At 51.7% G+C, this 19,320-nt stretch carries 22 protein-coding genes and 2 pseudogenes; 12 read left to right on the top strand and 12 right to left on the bottom strand.

Annotation, left to right across the window (positions count from 1 at the left end):
* A partial coding sequence (locus ACJHWT_RS19860) for a hypothetical protein (RefSeq protein ID WP_223602324.1) occupies positions 1 to 79 on the bottom strand: 79 nt, incomplete at its 3' end.
* Between the two features lie 1,528 nt (positions 80 to 1,607).
* Positions 1,608 to 2,738, bottom strand: a complete 1,131-nt coding sequence (locus tag ACJHWT_RS19855) for a hypothetical protein (protein ID WP_021572008.1) — start codon at positions 2,736 to 2,738, stop codon at positions 1,608 to 1,610.
* Between the two features lie 184 nt (positions 2,739 to 2,922).
* On the opposite strand from ACJHWT_RS19855, the gene ACJHWT_RS19850 reads away from it, so the two are divergent.
* From ACJHWT_RS19850 to ACJHWT_RS19795, 12 genes and pseudogenes are all read left to right on the top strand, one after another.
* Complete coding sequence (locus ACJHWT_RS19850) at positions 2,923 to 3,807, top strand: GTPase family protein (protein ID WP_410232351.1); 885 nt, start codon at positions 2,923 to 2,925, stop codon at positions 3,805 to 3,807.
* 118 nt (positions 3,808 to 3,925) lie between these two features.
* Entirely contained in the window at positions 3,926 to 4,603 is a 678-nt protein-coding gene (locus ACJHWT_RS19845) for a hypothetical protein (RefSeq protein ID WP_001097368.1), read from the top strand.
* A 5-nt stretch (positions 4,604 to 4,608) separates the two neighbouring features.
* On the top strand, positions 4,609 to 4,842 hold the full coding sequence (locus ACJHWT_RS19840; RefSeq protein ID WP_001278287.1) for a DUF905 family protein: 234 nt from the start codon (positions 4,609 to 4,611) through the stop codon (positions 4,840 to 4,842).
* Between the two features lie 89 nt (positions 4,843 to 4,931).
* Entirely contained in the window at positions 4,932 to 5,750 is an 819-nt protein-coding gene (locus tag ACJHWT_RS19835; protein WP_001175153.1) for a DUF932 domain-containing protein, read from the top strand.
* A gap of 265 nt (positions 5,751 to 6,015) precedes the next feature.
* Complete coding sequence (locus tag ACJHWT_RS19830) at positions 6,016 to 6,495, top strand: antirestriction protein (RefSeq protein ID WP_001696591.1); 480 nt, start codon at positions 6,016 to 6,018, stop codon at positions 6,493 to 6,495.
* Positions 6,496 to 6,510: 15 nt separating this feature from the next.
* A complete protein-coding gene (locus ACJHWT_RS19825; RefSeq protein ID WP_001696592.1) occupies positions 6,511 to 6,987 on the top strand; it encodes a RadC family protein in 477 nt (158 codons plus the stop codon).
* A gap of 86 nt (positions 6,988 to 7,073) precedes the next feature.
* Positions 7,074 to 7,295: pseudogene (locus ACJHWT_RS19820) on the top strand (DUF987 domain-containing protein).
* A gap of 79 nt (positions 7,296 to 7,374) precedes the next feature.
* Positions 7,375 to 7,743 carry a type IV toxin-antitoxin system YeeU family antitoxin gene (locus ACJHWT_RS19815; RefSeq protein ID WP_001285605.1) on the top strand — a complete coding sequence of 123 codons (369 nt, stop codon included), beginning with the start codon at positions 7,375 to 7,377 and terminating at the stop codon, positions 7,741 to 7,743.
* An 89-nt stretch (positions 7,744 to 7,832) separates the two neighbouring features.
* Positions 7,833 to 8,210 (top strand): TA system toxin CbtA family protein, encoded by a 378-nt coding sequence (locus ACJHWT_RS19810; RefSeq protein ID WP_000854694.1) that lies wholly within the window; start codon positions 7,833 to 7,835, stop codon positions 8,208 to 8,210.
* A pseudogene (locus ACJHWT_RS19805) lies at positions 8,207 to 8,383 on the top strand (DUF5983 family protein); the annotation flags it as partial. The gene ACJHWT_RS19810 and the pseudogene ACJHWT_RS19805, both read left to right, overlap by 4 nt.
* A gap of 48 nt (positions 8,384 to 8,431) precedes the next feature.
* Positions 8,432 to 8,629: a DUF957 domain-containing protein gene (locus tag ACJHWT_RS19800; RefSeq protein WP_086795284.1), complete on the top strand. Its 198-nt coding sequence runs from the start codon at positions 8,432 to 8,434 to the stop codon at positions 8,627 to 8,629.
* A gap of 84 nt (positions 8,630 to 8,713) precedes the next feature.
* Positions 8,714 to 9,556 carry a DUF4942 domain-containing protein gene (locus tag ACJHWT_RS19795; protein WP_021572009.1) on the top strand — a complete coding sequence of 281 codons (843 nt, stop codon included), beginning with the start codon at positions 8,714 to 8,716 and terminating at the stop codon, positions 9,554 to 9,556.
* A gap of 279 nt (positions 9,557 to 9,835) precedes the next feature.
* Here ACJHWT_RS19795 and yghD read toward each other — a convergent pair whose 3' ends face one another.
* From yghD to gspD, 10 genes are read right to left on the bottom strand one after another with little or no spacing between them, the layout of a single operon-like run.
* Positions 9,836 to 10,372: a GspM family type II secretion system protein YghD gene (gene yghD, locus ACJHWT_RS19790; RefSeq protein ID WP_000942807.1), complete on the bottom strand. Its 537-nt coding sequence runs from the start codon at positions 10,370 to 10,372 to the stop codon at positions 9,836 to 9,838.
* A 1-nt stretch (position 10,373) separates the two neighbouring features.
* Entirely contained in the window at positions 10,374 to 11,552 is a 1,179-nt protein-coding gene (gspL, locus tag ACJHWT_RS19785) for a type II secretion system protein GspL (protein ID WP_000097200.1), read from the bottom strand.
* Entirely contained in the window at positions 11,549 to 12,526 is a 978-nt protein-coding gene (gspK, locus tag ACJHWT_RS19780) for a type II secretion system minor pseudopilin GspK (RefSeq protein WP_000633196.1), read from the bottom strand. Before gspK ends, gspL begins: the two co-directional genes overlap by 4 nt.
* A complete protein-coding gene (gspJ, locus tag ACJHWT_RS19775) occupies positions 12,523 to 13,128 on the bottom strand; it encodes a type II secretion system minor pseudopilin GspJ (RefSeq protein ID WP_001318033.1) in 606 nt (201 codons plus the stop codon). The genes gspK and gspJ overlap by 4 nt, the downstream gene beginning before the upstream one ends.
* On the bottom strand, positions 13,125 to 13,496 hold the full coding sequence (gene gspI, locus ACJHWT_RS19770; protein WP_000820091.1) for a type II secretion system minor pseudopilin GspI: 372 nt from the start codon (positions 13,494 to 13,496) through the stop codon (positions 13,125 to 13,127). The genes gspJ and gspI overlap by 4 nt, the downstream gene beginning before the upstream one ends.
* On the bottom strand, positions 13,493 to 14,056 hold the full coding sequence (gene gspH, locus ACJHWT_RS19765; protein ID WP_001115149.1) for a type II secretion system minor pseudopilin GspH: 564 nt from the start codon (positions 14,054 to 14,056) through the stop codon (positions 13,493 to 13,495). The genes gspI and gspH overlap by 4 nt, the downstream gene beginning before the upstream one ends.
* A gap of 3 nt (positions 14,057 to 14,059) precedes the next feature.
* Positions 14,060 to 14,515, bottom strand: coding sequence for a type II secretion system major pseudopilin GspG (gspG, locus tag ACJHWT_RS19760; protein WP_001087296.1), 456 nt, complete (start codon positions 14,513 to 14,515; stop codon positions 14,060 to 14,062).
* A gap of 16 nt (positions 14,516 to 14,531) precedes the next feature.
* Positions 14,532 to 15,755 carry a type II secretion system inner membrane protein GspF gene (gspF, locus tag ACJHWT_RS19755; RefSeq protein ID WP_001173415.1) on the bottom strand — a complete coding sequence of 408 codons (1,224 nt, stop codon included), beginning with the start codon at positions 15,753 to 15,755 and terminating at the stop codon, positions 14,532 to 14,534.
* A complete protein-coding gene (gene gspE, locus ACJHWT_RS19750; RefSeq protein WP_000249319.1) occupies positions 15,755 to 17,248 on the bottom strand; it encodes a type II secretion system ATPase GspE in 1,494 nt (497 codons plus the stop codon). Before gspE ends, gspF begins: the two co-directional genes overlap by 1 nt.
* Positions 17,248 to 19,308, bottom strand: coding sequence for a type II secretion system secretin GspD (gene gspD / locus ACJHWT_RS19745; RefSeq protein WP_001318034.1), 2,061 nt, complete (start codon positions 19,306 to 19,308; stop codon positions 17,248 to 17,250). The genes gspE and gspD overlap by 1 nt, the downstream gene beginning before the upstream one ends.
* Positions 19,309 to 19,320 lie beyond the last annotated feature (12 nt).

The following is a 19,320-nucleotide window of genomic DNA, read 5'->3' as shown; positions in this document are numbered from 1 at the left end:
GCCAGTTGGTGATTTTGAACTTTTGCTTTGCCACGGAACGGTCTGCGTTGTCGGGAAGATACGTGATCTGATCCTTCAACTCAGCAAAAGTTCGATTTATTCAACAAAACCGGAATGAGGCAGACGAGAGTTTATTGCGAGATGTTCTGGAGGATGTACCGGACGATGAAATTGGTAAACACCTTTTCTGGCTGGCAGAGAAACTAGGGCGAACCCCGTACAGTGTAGCCTGTAAAGTCAGACAAATTAAGAAATTACCTGCAGAATGGAAGGATCAATTTCGTAAAATCTCTGACAGGATCCGTAGTTCTGGAATGTCAGTCAGTGAATATCTACAACGCCAGGGACTGTTAAGCCCAGAGTCAGGGGAAGAAAACAATCCTGTCAGTCATAACAACAATGTAGCTTAATCCTGAAGAAGATGAACAGTTTATACTCTTTAAACTGTTCCCTTAATTTTAGAAAAACAGTTTGTGTAAGTGCATGCTCCAACATTCTGAAGGCGTTATTTCTTACAATACATCATAATCATTGGCAGATCCTCATCTGAATCAAAACACCACAACCAATCATCACACTTTTTCTGAAAAGAGCCTTATGATGAAGATAATCACCTTACGCTGAGAAAAAACACCAGGGCCAGTTAATCACCTTATCAATCTCGCCGTTACAAAATCATCCATAAGCCATTTAACAGTGTTATCGCAAACTCACAGTAAATCGCATCAGGTTACCTCAATCGGATTTGAGTTAATTCACTGGGCTTTACGTAAAGATACTTTTCTCAAGCTAACGTCGAAACTCGAAATCTAAGGAAAGGTTAAACGTAACATCAGTAAAATCGAATAGCAGATTGATTGCTTAAACAGAAAGGTTTTACAGCAGCATTAAACTGATTTAGTTAACGTAAAGATTTACTAAACTGGATGTGTATAGCAATGCTTAACGAAAACACTTGTAGAAGTGTTTATGAAAATACGTGTATGTCTGGTAAAACACTTAGTAGAAAATACGTGTATAACACTTACTGAAATGCTTAGTAAAAATACTTAGTAAAATACGTGTATATAGTATCATACCGACATTAGCAACATTCTCAGACACTCATGCAGACTGAATGTTGATTACCCGCTTTCACATCAGGCATGGTTCTTTACTGACCAAAAAACAAACTGGTTTACTCTTGAATTATTTTCTCTACCTCAGAAAACATGGTCTCAGGAATCTGTTATGGCTTCGTAGTTTCTGTTGTTCTTTTCATAAAAGTTATAAGTTATTGTCATAATCATACGATAATCACTTTATGTTAGTTTTTACTGTCACACGCTACTGACTTTTTCAGTCATTGCCAGAAAGGGGCTCTTTTTACTTCCATTTCACCACTCAACAAATGCAAAACTTGTCCAGTAAAGCGGACCACCACTTGCTCACAAGCAACGAATCGTCTCCAGGAACAGCCCTCAAACATTGCAGAAACAAAAACAACAAAACCCTCATTATCACTGATGTTCGGAAAATTTCCATGACCCAAAAAACGAAATTTAAATGAGACGCATTATCATGCGTATGATCAAAAAGACGTTATGGTAGCTTTCAGTTAAATGGTGCTATTTCTCATAAATCCACTTAACTTTTTTTACTGATTCATCCCAGAGAACCACTTTATCAGTAAAAAATGAATTATATAGATTGACGAGTTTTTCTGTTTCAGTTATTCCCAATGCATTATGTATCAGTTGTAGATATGCTTTTATCCAGATTTCTTTACCCTCCCTCCACTTATCTATAAAGCTTTCCAACTTACTTAATCGTTGATTTATAAAAAATGAATCAACATCATGAAAAAACTCAACAAGAAAACAGCACGAGATAATCTCAACAAAAAACAAATTCTCCTTAAAAGCATTATAAAACTTTATCAACACATAACGAAAAACACCTCCTGTTAACCTTTCCTGTTCATAAAACAACAAGCCAAAAATAGGCGGAAATCTTTTAACCACACCACTTTTAATCCAGTAAGGATGATGATTAGTCTTTACTGGCAGTGAATAAAAGAACAATTCGGTTTCTCTTTTCCCACCACAAACAGACAAAACAGTCTTATAAAGACTTTTTGAATCACTATATCCTGACACTCCAGACGAATTAGCAGGGTATTTTCTTTTTACTTTTTGCCTTAATGGAGCTGGAAGGATAATAAAACGGGATGGTAGATAACAATCGCTTTCAGAAGACCTGCATTCGCACACATGAAGATTTATATTTACGTCCGGACAATTCAAAAACCACACAGAATAATTATCGCTCCGTTTGCAATATGAAACCCATGAATAAATTGCATAAAGTTCAGAAAGTACATCTAACTCTGCTTTTGATTTAAATGTGATACCGTTTCTTCGAATTCTCGTTTCCAGCGTTCTCCATGCCGGAGTTTTCAGTATCTCACGAACTTTTTTATTAAGTTCAGCCAGCGATGGTCCCTGCTCCTGTTTATGTTTCTTCCTGCTGTTAATGATTTCTCTTTCTTTTACTAATTTTTTCTTACTTTTGGGTCCTTTTATCTTTCTTGGCAATGCTTCATTTAATCTGTGAACAGGATTTTGCTCTCTTCTTTTTTTGAGCTCACAAAACCTCTCATAATGTTTTCTGCACAGTCTTTTCTCCACTGCCATTTTTACTGAGAAAACCTGATTGTTACAATTTTTTCTGACGCATTTGTTTTTACGTCCGGTCATCCTCTCATCTCCTGAAACCGCAGTATGTCATTAGTTCCCGTTCGGAAAAACTCACTTCATACTCCATTACACTTTAACGATCATGTCTGTAATTCAGACATTCCATCATTTTTCACGTCCATATTACATGAATGATAAACCGGATTAGTGTGATCCGGTTCAGCGAAATCAACAGGATAACGGTATGTCATTCAGCCATTCTTCCCTCTCCGCACAAGTGAAATCATATCTGACGTTTCTTCCTGAAGAAATTCGCCAGAAAATCCTTGAACATCTCCACTGTGTTATTCATTACGAGCCCGTGATTGGCATTATGGGTAAATCCGGTACAGGCAAAAGCAGTCTGTGTAATGCCATTTTTCAGTCCCGTATCTGCGCCACACATCCTCTGAACGGCTGCACCCGCCAGGCTCATCGTCTTACCCTGCAACTCGGTGAACGCAGAATGACGCTGGTCGATCTGCCCGGCATTGGTGAAACACCGCAGCATGATCAGGAATACCGGGCACTTTATCGTCAGCTGCTACCGGAACTGGATCTGATTATCTGGATCCTGCGGGCTGATGAACGTGCGTATGCTGCCGATATTGCCATGCATCAGTTTTTACTGAATGAAGGTGCAGATCCCTCGCGTTTTCTGTTTGTTCTCAGCCATGCCGATCGCGTGTTTCCTGCTGAAGAATGGAATGCCACAGAAAAATGCCCGTCCCGTCAGCAGGCGCTCTCACTGGCGACGGTGACAGCCCGGGTGGCAACCCTGTTCCCTTCATCATTTCCGGTACTCTCCGTTGCTGCACCTGTCGGCTGGAACCTTCCGGCGTTTGTGTCGCTGATGATCCACGCACTGCCGCCACAGGCAACCAGCGCGGTGTATTCACATATCCGGGGAGAAAACCGCTCTGAACAGGCCCGGAAACACGCACAACAGACTTTTGGTGAAACCATCGGGAAAAGTCTTGACGACGCCGTTGCCCGTTTCAGTTTTCCGGCCTGGATGTTACAGCTTCTGCGCAAAACCCGGGACCGCATTATCCACCTGCTGGTCACACTGTGGGATCACCTGTTCTGAACGCCCCGGAGTCCCCCGTGGCAACCGTATACCTTTACACGACAACGGATTACGGTAACCACTGCCGTATACCGTCTGTCATTATCAATAACACGCTCTTTAATTTCAGAGGTCAGTCATGAATACCAGAATTCTTTTTCCCCTGCTGTTCACTGTGGCATCATTCTCCGCCTCCGCCGGCAACTGGGCTGTCAAAAACGGCTGGTGTCAGACCATGACGGAAGATGGTCAGGCGCTGGTAATGCTGAAAAATGGCACGATTGGTATTACCGGCCTGATGCAGGGATGCCCGAATGGTGTACAGACGCTCCTGGGCAGCCGTATCAGTATTAACGGTAACCTGATCCCCACATCACAAATGTGTAATCAGCAGACGGGATTCAGGGCTGTTGAGGTGGAAATCGGACAGGCGCCGGAAATGGTCAAAAAAGCCGTTCACTCCATAGCAGAGCGTGATGTGTCCGTTTTACAGGCATTTGGTGTACGAATGGAATTCACCCGCGGTGATATGCTGAAGGTCTGTCCGAAATTTGTCACATCACTTGCCGGTTTTTCCCCGAAACAGACGACCACTATTAATAAAGATTCCGTCCTGCAGGCTGCCCGGCAGGCATACGCCCGGGAATATGACGAGGAAACAACAGAAACCGCTGATTTTGGCTCTTACGAAGTAAAAGGCAATAAGGTTGAGTTTGAAGTATTCAATCCTGAAGACCGTGCGTACGACAAAGTGACCGTCACGGTTGGTGCTGACGGTAATGCCACCGGCGCCAGCGTTGAATTTATCGGAAAATAGCCGGTATGTCGGACTGCCACCCTGTTTTATTGCCCGAAGGCCCTTTCTCACGCGAACAGGCGGTTGCCGTCACAACAGCTTACCGCAATGTGCTTATTGAGGATGACCAGGGAACGCATTTCCGGCTGGTTATCCGCAATGCCGAAGGGCAGCTACGCTGGCGGTGCTGGAATTTTGAACCTGATGCCGGAAAACAGCTAAATTCGTATCTCGCCAGTGAGGGAATTCTCAGGCAATAAACGTCTTCATTTCATCCATCAGGCCGCGTCTTCTCCGGGAGACGCGGCCTTTTCGTTTATACCGCTAATTCATTCATAAGGAGCAAAGTATGCAATTAGCCAGTCGTTTTGGTCATGTAAATCAGATCCGTCGGGAGCGCCCACTGACACGCGAAGAACTGATGTACCACGTCCCGAGTATTTTTGGAGAAGACCGGCACACCTCCCGCAGTGAACGGTATGCGTACATTCCCACCATCACCGTCCTGGAAAATCTGCAGCGGGAAGGCTTTCAGCCGTTCTTCGCCTGCCAGACCCGTGTGCGCGACCAGAGCCGCCGGGAATATACCAAACATATGCTGCGTCTGCGGCGGGCCGGACAGATAACCGGTCAGCATGTGCCTGAAATTATTCTGCTCAACTCCCATGACGGTTCATCCAGCTACCAGATGTTACCCGGATATTTTCGTGCCATTTGTACCAATGGACTGGTCTGCGGTCAGTCTCTGGGAGAATTGCGTGTTCCACACCGGGGAAATGTGGTGGAGAAAGTTATTGAAGGGGCTTACGAGGTGGTGGGCGTGTTTGACCGGATAGAGGAGAAGCGTGATGCCATGCAGTCGCTGGTCCTGCCGCCACCGGCACGCCAGGCGCTGGCACAGGCGGCACTGACTTACCGTTATGGTGACGAACATCACCCCGTCACCACCGCCGACATTCTGACGCCACGACGCCGGGAGGATTACGGTAAGGACCTGTGGAGTACTTATCAGACCATCCAGGAGAATATGCTGAAAGGCGGAATTTCCGGTCGCAGTGCCAGAGGAAAACGTATCCACACCCGTGCCATTCACAGCATCGACACCGACATTAAGCTCAATCGCGCATTGTGGGTGATGGCAGAAACGCTACTGGAGAGCCTGCGCTGATGCAATCTGTCCCTGAAGGCGTGATTCAGGCACCAGAATCACCCGACGCCCCGGAGAACTCAGTCTGTGCAGACTGAGTACAGGCAATGGCATCTTCTGGCCATCCGTCTGTGACCGGAACGGTTACGCGTACGGCTGTCCGGAATTTCAGCCGAATATCATTCATCCCTGATATTGCCGGGTCTCACGGTCAGTGATGAACGTGATGTTGTCAGCCCCCGGCCTTTATTTCCTCTCATTTATACACATTGTAAGGATTTCACTCATGAAAATCGTTTCTCAGAACACAACTGCTCTTTCTTCAGCCACAGCACCAGGGAATAACCAGCCCCAACTGGTTGCTACTCCCGTCCCTGATGAACAACGTATCAGCTTCTGGCCGCAGCATTTTGGCCTCATTCCACAGTGGGTGACCCTGGAGCCCCGTGTCTTCGGCTGGATGGACCGTCTGTGCGAAGACTACTGCGGGGGCATCTGGAATCTGTACACCCTGAACAACGGTGGCGCATTTATGGCACCTGAACCGGATGACGATGATGACGAAACATGGGTGCTGTTTAACGTCATGAACGGTAACCGCGCTGAAATGAGCCCGGAAGCCGCCGGCATTGCCGCCTGTCTGATGGCGTACAGCCATCACGCCTGTCGTACAGAGAATTATGCCATGACGGTTCATTATTACCGGCTGCGGGATTATGCCCTGCAGCATCCGGAATGCAGCGCCATTATGCGCATCATCGACTGAATGGAGGCAGGGACAATGCAGCAGCTTTCCTTTCTGCCCGGAGAGATGACACCCGGCGAGCGCAGCCTCATTCAGCGGGCCCTGAAAGCCCTGGACCGCCATCTTCATGAACCCGGCGTGGCCTTCACCTCCACGCATGCGGCACGGGAATGGCTGATTCTGAACATGGCGGGACTGGAGCGTGAAGAATTCCGGGTGCTGTATCTGAATAACCAGAATCAGCTGATTACCGGTGAAACCCTCTTCACTGGCACCATCAACCGCACAGAAGTCCATCCCCGGGAGGTGATTAAACGCGCCCTGTACCACAATGCCGCTGCCGTGGTGCTGGCGCACAATCACCCGTCCGGTGAAGTCATCCCCAGCAAGGCAGACCGCCTTATCACCGAGCGTCTGGTACAGGCACTGGCCCTGGTGGATATCCGGGTACCGGACCATCTGATAATCGGTGGCAGCCAGGTTTTCTCCTTTGCGGAACACGGTCTGCTTTAACCCGTCACCGTCACAATCACCTTCATATCACTTCAGTTTCTCTTTCTCAGCTGTTTCTTACTTTCACATTCAGGAGGACTATTCTCATGAAAATCATCACCCGTGGTGAAGCCATGCGTATTCACCGTCAGCATCCTGCATCCCGTCTTTTTCCGTTCTGTACCGGTAAATACCGCTGACACGGTAGCACGGATACATATACCGGCCGTGAAGTACAGGATATTCCCGGTGTGCTGGCTGTGTTTGCAGAACGCCGGAAGGACAGTTTTGGTCCGTATGTCCGGCTGATGAGCGTCACCCTGAACTGAGTCTGGAAGGGCATTCAGAAGAGCAGAATTATCGCCACCACCGGACCATTCTTAACCAATTTTCTGTGAGGATTTTATCGTGTCAGACACACTCCCCGGGACAACGCTTCCCGACGACAATAACGACCGCACCTGGTGGGGACTGCCCTGCACCGTGACGCCCTGTTTTGGTGCCCGTCTGGTACAGGAAGGCAACCGGTTGCATTACCTTGCCGACCGCGCCTGTATTAGAGGGCGGTTCAGCGACGCGGATTCGTACCACCTGGACCAGGCCTTTCCGCTGCTGATGAAACAACTGGAACTCATGCTCACCAGCGGTGAACTGAATCCCCGCCATCAGCATACCGTCACGCTGTATGCAAAAGGGCTGACCTGCGAAGCCGACACCCTCGGCAGTTGTGGCTACGTTTATATGGCTGTTTATCCGACGCCCGAAACGAAAAAGTAACTCTCCAGAATAACCTTCTGCTCCGGCCTGGTGCTTTCACCACGCCACTGTCCCATTTTTTATCTCTGCATATCAGGAAAATCTTCATTATGAAAACATTACCCGACACGCATGTACGGGAGGCATCGTGCTGCCCGTCTCCCGTCACCATCTGGCAGACACTGCTCACCCGGTTACTGGACCAGCACTACGGCCTCGCGCTGAATGACACACCGTTCGCTGATGAACGTGTGATTGAGCAGCATATTGAAGCGGGCATTTCACTGTGTGATGCGGTGAACTTTCTCGTTGAAAAATACGCGCTGGTACGTACCGACCAGCCGGGATTCAGCGCCTGTACCCGTTCTCAGTTAATAAACAGTATTGATATCCTCCGGGCACGCCGGGCAACCGGCCTGATGACACGCGACAACTACAGAACGGTAAATAACATTACCCTGGGTAAACATCCGGGGGCGAAACAATGAAACTGGCCCTGACGCTGGAAGCCGACAGCATTAATGCGCAGGCGCTGAACATGGGGCGCATTGTCGTTGACGTCGATGGTATTAAGCTCGCTGAACTGATTAACAAAGTCGCTGAAAACGGTTATTCACTCCGCGTGGTGGATGAACATGACGCTACCGAAACACCGGCGACTTCTGCCAGCCCTCATCAGTTGCCGGAAGACAATACAGTGATACAGAGCGTGATGCCATTAACCACTGAAACAGCGCTGGATATCCTCATTGCGTGGCTGCAGGACAATATTGACTGCGAATCGGAAATTATCTTTGACAACGATGAGGACAAAACGGATTCGGCAGCACTGTTGCCCTGTATTGAACAGGCCAGGGAGGATATCCGTACCCTGCGCCAACTGCAGCTTCTGTACCAGAACCGGTGAGTCTTACTCACCAGACTTCATTCCACTGACGCCAGCCTGAACAGGGCAGGCGTTTTCATTTATCTGCAAAAAGGAATATCGATTATGTCTGAAATCACAGCCCCCCGTCCGGAAGTGGTCAACGGGCATACGGACGTTATCTGCTCAACCAGTATCCGCCACATTCTGGCTGTACGAAAGAGTACACTGCTGCAAATCGACACACTTATCCGGCAACTGGCTGAAATATCAGCAATGACAGAAAGTATTGGCGGTAAAGCCGCCCCGGGCTGGGCCATGAAACAGGATTTTCGCTACGGCTGCTGGCTGATGGAGAAACCGGAAACCGCAATGAAAGCCATCACACGCAATCTCGATCGCGAAATCTGGCGTGACCTGATGCAACGTTCAGGGATGCTTTCCTTAATGGATGCACAGGCCCGTGATACATGGTACCGGTCACTGGAGTACGATAATTTTCCGGAAATCAGTGAAGCGAACATTCTGATCACATTTGAACAACTACACCAGAATAAGGATGAGGTGTTTGAGCGAGGGGTGATCAACGTCTTCAGGGGACTGAGCTGGAATTACAAAACCAATTGCCCCTGCAAATTTGGCAGTAAAATTATCGTCAACAACCTGGTGAGGTGGGACCGGTGGGGGTTTCATCTTATCACCGGGCAACAGACTGACCGACTCGTCGACCTGGAAAGAATGCTACATCTGTTCAGCGGCAAACCGATCCCCGACAACCGGGAAAACATCACTATTCGTCTGGATGGTCACATCCAGTCCGTTCAGGGTAAAGAGCGCTATGAAGACGAGATGTTCATCATTAAATACTTTAAGAAGGGATCTGCACACATCACTTTCAAAAGGCTGGAACTGATTGACAGAATTAACGATATAATAGCCAGGTACTTTCCTTCTGTGCTCTCAGCCTGATCCCGAGTGTGATTCCCTTTCGATATCAAAAGGGACTGCGGGTATAATTGAGGGTACATTTTTAATCAAACCAAATAAATTATATTAATATCAATATGATAAAAGAAATTTTCGATTCCGAGTCCGGCACCACTAATTCTTAAGAACCCGCCACAAGGCGGGTTTTTGCTTTTGGCTCTGACAATAACCTTCACGAAAAAAATTAGCTTATAAAGTCTGGGGGAATTACTCTCGCCACGTTAACGAGAGTAATTTTATTGATATTAATCTCCTGATACTTTATCCCCGTCCAAATTCCAGCCGCTGCACATTCACCATTCCAGGCTTCTCACCTGCGCTGACATCAATTTGTGTCACCCGCAGCGCATACTTTTCATCCAGTGCTTTTAACCAGTTCAGCAGGTCATTAAACACCACCGGATCTATCCAGACCTGAATATTCTCCCCGCGCTCGGCTATCCGCTTGATAACCACTGAGTGCGCAGAAGCACTATCGCTGATGACCCGCGATACCTGTGCAGGCGTTGTTGTGGCGGATTTTCGCGCCGCAATAATATCCGGCGCGGCGCTCTTCAGTCGCGCGTTCATCGCCACCATCTGTTGCAACATCGTCTCCTGTTGCTCAATCCGTTCGCTCAAAGGCTGCCAGATGAGGACGTAATATCCGGCGCTAAACAGAAACACCGCCGCTGCCAGTAACATGCCCTTTTCACGCGGCGAACGCCCCGCCAGGTGTTGTGTCAGCCAGTGTTCGCCACGGCTTAACTGGCGTTCACGCCATTGCTGAAAATAGTGAATAAATTTATCGCGTAACATGTTATTTCCTCCGCAACGTTACGCCGCCGGAAACCGCATCACCCTCTTTCTGTAACGCGTCCTGTTGCACAACATAATCTACCGCCAGTGCGCTACGCAGTTTGTCGAAGCTGGCAAAGTTCGCAGCCCGTAGCTGGAGGTGAAGCGTCTGGCGTTTTTGATCAAAGGTGAAACCACGCATCTCAATGTCGGAAAGTGATGCGGATTTCAGGGTACTGGCGATCGCAGACAACTCGGCAAGCAGATCGGTATCATCAGCCTGTGGGCGATATTTTTTCAGCGCCATCGTCACCTGCGAGCGTAAATTCACAATCCGCTTCTGCTCCGGGAATAGCGTTAAGAACTGTTTCTCCGCCTGGGTGCGGCTTTGCGCCACCTGTTCGCTGACGCTCCATAACGTCACGCCCCGTTCCACTACCAGCGCAACCAGAATCAGCAATATCGGCAGAATCATCACCCGCCAGCGCGCCCACTGTTTTCGGTAGCTAACACGAGGCTGCCACGGCCCTGTTAGCAGGTTCCCTTCCGGTTCGCCATAAGTGGTAATGGCGGGCAGAGCCGTAACGGTCAGGCGTTCGGCGTCCGCACCAGCCCATGCAGACAGTTCTTCCGGTGCAATGCCGACCACAGTTAGTGAAATCGGTAAATTCTGCTCATTGAGCTGTGCGCGGAACATGACCGGAGCCAGCGCCCGCCCGGCGCTCCATCCCCGGCATTCATCGATACGGCAGATAACCCGTTGCGCATCGCCAGCCATAAACCCACAAGGAATGGACATCCAGTCCGGCGCGACGGTAGCGCGGGCGATGCCGTTTGCCTGCAACCACTGCGCAATGTTGCGCATATGCTGCTGGTGAATCACAGCTACGGTTGCCAGTTGCTGGTCGATTTTCAACGGGGCGAAATGCAGTTCATCGATATCCTGGTTCAGCTCTTCTTCCAGCAAGGCGGGCAGAATCGTCGGTATCTGCTTGCGGGGCACATCAGGCAGTTCAACCTGCCAGACGCTGATCCATTCGCCGGGAATGTAGAGTCGAATCGCATCAGTTTGCAGCCATTGCTGGAGACGTTCGTCAGCAACGTCAGGCCAGATACCGTGCTCCACGTCGGGTGTATGGCGCTGCCAACGGATGGGATCAGCGGCGCAAAGCGGGAAAAAAATCTCAAGCATGGAACTCACTCACTTTCTCCTGTCTGATGCCAGAGAACAGAAAAGTGTTGTGGGCCCATGCGGACAATTAACGAATTCATCGTCAGTTCAATCTCATTCACGGTGATATCTGAACGCAGCCAGAAGTAATTGCTGTCCACGCTCAGGATGGTTTTTAGCTGTTTTTTAGTACGCTCATCGACGTCTGCAAGTAGCGGCTGAGCAAGAAACTGATCGACATCTTCCCAGCCCTTCGCCGGACGTTGTTGTAATAACGCCCGCGCCTGAACAGGGCTTAACCACGGGTCAAACAGCGCCTCAAGAATCACACTTTGCGTGACGTCTAAGGTATTGATGTTGATTTGCTGGCGGGTCATCGGCAGCGCACAGACCAGCGGTTTCAGTTTTTGATAAAGTCCGGCGTCCATTCCCTGTACCACGCGCATCTCACTGATATCGGCCAGCGGTTGATTGGCGGCGTAGAACGGCACCGAGCGGGCGAGATACTCGCTGTCTTCACGCCCCAGACGCGTCTGCACGCTGCGGTCCTCGTCAATAAACTCCCACAGGCTTTCGGCTATCAGTTCGGCCCGATAAGCAGGCACATCCAGGCGCGAGATCAGGGCAATCAGTTGTTGTACCGCGATAGGACGCGACGCCGTTGTCGGCTGAGCGAGGGCATTCAGGTTAAAGCAGGCCTGGGCGTCACGCAGGGTGACGGCAATTTGCCCCTGCGGCAGTGGGAAAAAACGAGGGCCGGAAGCCCACGGCTGCGCCAGATGCACGCGCTTTTCATTTTTCAGGCTCAGACTGAGTGCGCTCAACGCCAGGCTTTCCGCACTGGCGCTGTACCACAGCGCCTGCTGGTACTCCTGCTGGCTGCGCGTTCGCCCAAGTTGTTGCTGCATTCGCCCGGAAAGCGTGATGGTCACCAGCATCATAACCGCCAGCAATACCAGCACCACGACCAGTGCCATTCCGCGTTTTGGTGGTGAGGTGATCATGATAATTGCGGCCCGCGTAACAACCAGATGCGTTCAATCTCGCCCCATTGCGGCGAATGCAGGGTCATGCGCACTGCCACAGGGATCGCCTGTACTGACGACCAGCTCTCCTGCCAGCGCGTGCCGTCGTAGAACTGCAAGCGGAGCGAATCCGCCGGAATCAACTTTTGCATTGTCGGCTTCACGCTGCCTGCTGCGTCGGTCAGCGGCCAGGCTAACCGTTCGAGATAGCCGTCATGAATGCGGTAACCGACGGTGAGCAGATTGCTGCGTGGCAGACGCATCAACGGGTTAACCACACCGCCGCGCACAAAACGCATTCCTCCACTCTCAGACGCCAGCACGCCAGGGCCAGCCAGTAACGCTGGTTCACGCTGGCCCTGATCGCTTCTTACCGGACGCGGCATTATTTGGGTCAGATCGTGGGTCAGAAAACTCATCGTTTGCTGCATGAGGTTTAGTTTTTGATCGTGATCGGCGACGGCGCTATTCACGCGTGCGACGCCGTTAGTCACCTGCTGCGCCATCAGTGCCAGCGAGGCAAAAATGGCTATCGCCACCAGTATTTCCAGTAACGTGAAACCAGCGCGAGTCCTTCTCACTGTTGGCCTCCCACGGCGCTAAACCAGGCGCGTCGTGACTGAATCACCGGCGAAAAGTCTTCGTGAAGGCTGACTTCAATATCCACCGCCTGGAGCAGCGCGTTGCCTGTACTCAGCGGTGTGGTTCGCCAGTACCAGCGGCTTCCTGCCATATCACTCTCGCCCTGGTGCCTGACCGCTCGTTGTTCACGGGTCATCAGGTAAAGCAGCGCGGTCTGGTTTTCAGCTACCCAGCCCGCTACCGTTTTCTCCTCAAGAATCTGCTGATTACTCAGCGCACCGCTGGCAATCTGTAACACCGCCATGGCGGCCAACGCAAAAATCGCCAGCGCGAGCATCACTTCCAGCAAGGTAAATCCGCGCTTCATGGCATCCTCTCATCACATTGATTGAGGGATAACACGCCATTGTGCGCCAGCTTTACCGCCCAACATGCGTTTTGCGCCGCCGAGTAGAAGCGCAGCGTAAACGGCGTGGCGGGTTCAAAAGGCGAAAAACGGATCTGCGGTGTCTTCTTTTTCGCCTCTTTTTGCAGCTCCAGTTCAATATCGTGCAGCGTCAGGCGGCGACGCTGCAGCTCCAGCGCATATTCCTTCTGCCAGATATCACTTCCGGGTTGTAACAGCATCTGCACCTGTTTCGGCACCGTAACCTGTGCCGATAACCGGGTCGCAGAAACGGGCAACCACTGCCCCTGACGACGCTGCATAAACTGGTATCCCGGCGGGTCGATTAGTACACCGAGTGTCTGCCCTTCGATCACTGCCCTGTCTTTAAACTGCGCAAAGCGAGTCAGAAAATCCTGCGCCGCTTTTTTCGCGGGCGATTCAGAATCGGTCGCAAACGTCTGTACCACGCCCGCACTGGCAAGGCCGATAAGGAAAATCACCAGCATGATTTCCAGAAGAGTGAATCCGCGTTCAGGCACTGCTTACTGAAACTCCTGCAAATTCCAGTTACCGATATCTGCGCCAGCGCCTTCCCCGTTTTCCTGACCATCCGCCCCCAGGGTGTAAACATCAAACAGTCCTTTTTCACCCGGACTGAGATACTGATAATCATTGCCCCACGGATCTTTTGGCAGTCGTTTAATGTATCCACCGGTACGGTAGTTACGGGAATCCGCCATATTGGCCGGTTGCTGGATCAGCGCCTCAAGCCCCTGTTCTGTGGTCGGATAACGCCCGTTATCCAGTCGGTACATATCCAGCGCATTCTCCAGCGCCACGATATCGCTGATGGCTTTTTGCCGATCCGCTTTCTCTTTGTTGCCCAACAGGTTAGGCACCACCAGACTTGCCAGGACGCCAAGAATAACAATCACCACCATCACTTCCAGCAGGGTAAAACCTGCCCGTGGTTTTTGTGTGCGGGATAACGAATTCATGTGATAACTCCGTAAATTACATTCCAACCATATTATTCAGTTGCAGCATCGGCTCGAGGATGGCGATGACAATAAACAGCACCACGCCCGCCATCATCACCACCAGCGCAGGCTCAAACAGCCCCAACGCCAGCCCCACCTGGGTATCAAATTCTCGTTCCTGGTTAACTGCGGCTTGCTCAAGCATGGTTTCCAGTTCGCCGCTCTGTTCGCCGGAAGCGATCATGTACAGCATCATTGGCGGGAACAGCCGCAACTCCGCCAGCGCGGCGCGCAGACTGCTTCCTTCGCGGACGCGATCTGCCGCCAGCAGCAGTTGTTGTTCGACATAGCGATTTGCCGACACGGCGGCAGCGGTCTGAATGCCTTCCAGTAGCGGAACACTGCTGGCGGTGAGGATGCTTAACGTGCGGGAAAAACGCGCCGTATTCAGCCCGCGCGCAACACGCCCCGTCACGGGCAAACGCAGCAAGGTTTTATCCCAGCGCAGGCGCATCGCAGGATTTTTGAGTAGCCGTTGCCCCAGCACCAGAAGCCCCAGCAAACCCGCCAGCCAGTACACGCCGCTGGTCTGTAACGTGTCGCTCATGGCGATGAGCATTCGGGTGGAGGCGGGCAGCGCGTGTCCGAGATGATCAAACTGTTCGATAATTTTCGGCACTACTGCCGTCAGCAAAATAGTGACCACGCCCGTTGCCACCACCAGCAGTACCAGCGGGTAGAGCATGGCCTGCAGCAGGCGTGATTTCAGACGCTGCCGCTGTTCGGTGTAATCCGCCAGGCGATTGAGCACCACGTCGAGATGTCCGGATTTTTCTCCGGCAGCGACCATCGAACAAAACAGGGAGTCAAAGACGCGGGGATGTTCGCGCAGGCTGTCCGACAGGGTATAACCTTCCTGAATCCGGCTGCGCAGCGCCATTCCGAGGCTTTTTACATGCAGTTTTTCGCTTTGCTCACTGACCGCCTGTAAGCAGGTTTCCAGCGGCATTGCTGCCTGCACCAGCGTTGCCAGTTGACGAGTGAACAGCGCAAGATCTGCCGCCGCCACGCGACGATGTGCGTGCCGCCGACGCTGCAACATTCCCCCTGCCGATGCATTCATCCGGGCTTCAATGTGCACGGGAATGAGGTCTTTACCACGCAACAATTGACGGGCATGACGCGCGGAATCCGCCTCAATCATGCCTTTGGTTTTGCGACCATTACGCTCCAGCGCCTGATAGTAAAACAGTGCCATTACGCCTCCATGGTTACCCGCAGAACTTCATCGAGAGAGGTTTCTCCGGCGAGCACTTTCTCAATGCCGTTGCTGCGGATACCCGCAGAGTGTTGCCGGACATAACGTTCCAGCTCCAGTTCCCCGGCCTGACGGTGGATCAAATCACGCAATGTGGCGTCCACCACAATCAGTTCATGGATAGCGGTGCGTCCGCGAAAACCTTTGTGATTACAGGCGGGGCAGCCCTGCGGATGGTACAGCGTGACGGTACGCGCATCGGTAATCCCCAGCAGGCGTTTTTCTTCGTCAGTGGCAGGCACGGACTGGCGGCAATCGGGACACAGCGTGCGAACCAGTCGCTGCGCCATCACGCCCGTCAGACTGGAAGAGAGCAGGAAAGGCTCCACGCCCATATCCTGCAAACGCGTGATCGCCCCCACCGCTGTGTTGGTATGCAGCGTGGAAAGTACCAGGTGTCCGGTCAGTGAAGCCTGAACAGCGATTTCTGCGGTTTCGGTATCGCGGATTTCACCGACCATCACCACATCCGGGTCCTGACGCAAAATCGCGCGCAGGCCACGGGCGAATGTCATGCCGACGCGGGTGTTAACCTGCGTCTGACCGATCCCTTCAATCATGTATTCGATAGGGTCTTCAACCGTGAGAATGTTACGCGAGTGGTTGTTCAGCTCCTGCAATCCAGCGTACAGCGTGGTGCTTTTGCCGGAACCGGTCGGCCCCGTCACCAGAAAAATGCCGTGCGGTTTGTGTAACAGCTGGCGCAACTGCGCAGTCAGTTCAAGACTTAAACCCAGACGCTCCAGCGTCAGGCGAGCCTGGTTTTTGTCCAGCAGTCGCAGCACCACCCGTTCCCCCCAGGCGGAAGGCATGGTAGATACACGGACGTCAATCGCCCGACCGCCCAGCAGCAGCGCAATACGGCCATCCTGCGGTACGCGCTTTTCGGCGATATCCAGCCGCGCCATCACCTTGATACGCGAGACCAGCAGCGAGGCCAGTTTACGACCGGGGCGCAACATTTCATGTAATGTGCCGTCAACACGAAAACGGATCACCAGACTCTTTTCAAACGTCTCGATGTGGATATCCGAAGCGCCTTCTTTGATTGCCTCTGCCAGCATGGCGTTGATCAGTTTGATGATCGGCGCATCGTCGTCACTTTCCAGCAGATCTTCCGTTTCCGGCAGTTCTTCAGCGAGGGTAAAAAAGTCCTCGGCGGAACCGAGATCTTCCATCAGCTGGCGAGCTTCGGAAGAGTCCCGCTGCCAGACCGCATTCAGCCGCTGTTCAAATTCAGCCTCGTCGATTTGCCGCAGTGTAAAGGGCGCATTCAGCCCCCGCTGTAGCTCCTGTAAAACAGAGAGCGACAACGGATGAACATGGAGGATCTCCAGCGACGCTTCGCACCATGCCACCAGGCCAAACCGACGGCTGAAACTGTAGGGCAGACGCACGGTGTTAGCGGTGGTTTCCTGTGCTACAGGCACCATTAACGCGTTCTCCCGGCATTGAGGAACGCGCGTACTTCCGGCGGTAAGGCCTGATTTTGCGCTGGCAATATCGGCTGCGCGGTGTGCGGCATCAGGGTTAAGCCTTGCTCATCGCGGTAGATTTGCTCAGCGCGCATGTAGTTATATTTGCGCTGCGACACGCCGTCTGCCGCCATACCGTCACGCAAAATGGTCGGGCGGATAAACACCATCAGGTTACGTTTTTCTTTTTTATCCGCCGTCGATTTAAACAGGTTACCAATCAACGGGATATCACCCAGCAGCGGCACTTTCGCCACGCTTTCTCCCGCCTGGTCGTCCATCAGACCGCCAAGCACGATCAGCTCACCATCGTTAGCCAGCACGGTGGTTTTCAGTTTGCGCTCGCCAAACACGACATCGAGGCTGGTCTGCCCTTCCACTTTCGAGACTTCCTGCTCAATCACCATCTGTACCGCGTTACCTTCGTTAATCTGCGGCGTGACTTTCAGCATGATGCCGACTTTTTTCCTCTCTACCGTATTGAAAGGATTGCTGTTATTGGAACCAACGGTAGAGCCGGTTAATACCGGAACGTCCTGGCCCACCATGAAGAAGGCTTCCTGGTTGTCCAGCGTGGTGATACTCGGCGTGGAGAGCACGTTCGAGCTGGAGTCGTTTTTGACCGCCTGTACCAGCGCCATCCAGTCGCCTTTCACCACGCCAACCGCCGTACCACTAAAGCCAGAAAGGAGCTGAGCGAGCGTGGAGAGATCGCCGTTAGTATCCGGATTTATGGTGGTAGCACCGTTTTCGCTGATCACCGTGGAACCTTTCTGCGGCTTGGCTGCAGAAATCGCTGCCCCCAGCGTACCAATAGGGATTTGCGTACCGTTGGCAAACTGCATTAATCCAGCATCTTTTGACCCCCACTGCACGCCGAAATTGATATTGCTACCTTCGGCAACTTCCACGATTAACGCCTCGACATGCACCTGAGCACGGCGAATATCCAGTTGTTCAATCACGCTTTGCAGCGACTGCATAATGTCCTGCGGCGCAGTAACAATCAGGGCATTACTGTGTTTGCTGGCAGCGATGGAGACAACCTCACGCCCGCTACCGACCGTGCCTTCCGCCTCTTCTTTAGCCGCCGTGAGCGTACCGCTGACCTGCTTCAGCACATCGACCAGATCTTCCGCTTTGCTGTATTTGAGATAGAACACCTGGCTGTTGCCGCTGCGCTCCATTTCTGAATCCAGCCGACGGATCAGGCGGCGCATTTTGTCTCGCGTGGCGGGGTCACCACTGACAATCACGCTGTTGGTGCGTTCATCGGCGACAATTTGAGACTTCAGCGTTGCTGGCTGGTTCTCGCCGCTGTTTTTGGTCAGGCTTTCCAGCACGCGGGCAATTTCCGAGGCTGAGGCGTTATCCAGCGGGATCACCTCTTCGGTGCGATTACCCGCGTGATCCACGCGCTGGATCACTTCCGTCAGGCGCTCCACAACGGAGGCGCGTCCGGTAAGCATAATCACGTTGGAGGGATCGTAATTAACAACGTTGCCTGAGCCTGCGCTGTCAATCATCTGGCGCAGAATCGGTGCCAGCTCGCGTACCGACACATTGCGTACCGGCACGACTTTGGTAACCATTTCATCGCCCGCGTAGTTGTCGCTGCCTTCACCGACCAGCGGCAGCGGCTCGACTTTCGCGGCGCTTGATTTCACCACCTTCAGCACGTCGTTTTCCATCGGTACGACCGCATACCCCTGTGCTTCCAGCAGGTTAAGGAATAACTGGTAATACTGGCGTTCATTGAGCGGAGTCATAGTGCGAATACTCACTTTCCCCTGAACGCCCGGCCCCATAATGATGGTTTTATTAAGGTTAGCGCCGACGGTTTCGATGAACGATTTCAGGTCAGTATCTTTAAAATTAGCGGTGAAAGTGGCTTCTTCCGCCCAGACCGGTGAACTACACAATGCCGCTGCCAGCATCAGCGGCAGTAAACGCTTTTTTGTTTTGAGGCCAGTTGTCTTCTTACGCCAGATAGACAACGTCATATCACGCCAAAACACGATGAATGATTC

The sequence above is a fragment of the Escherichia sp. WS338 genome (assembly GCF_046486405.1).
GTDB classification, from domain to species: domain Bacteria; phylum Pseudomonadota; class Gammaproteobacteria; order Enterobacterales; family Enterobacteriaceae; genus Escherichia; species Escherichia coli.
This window is presented reverse-complemented; position numbering and strand designations above follow the sequence as displayed.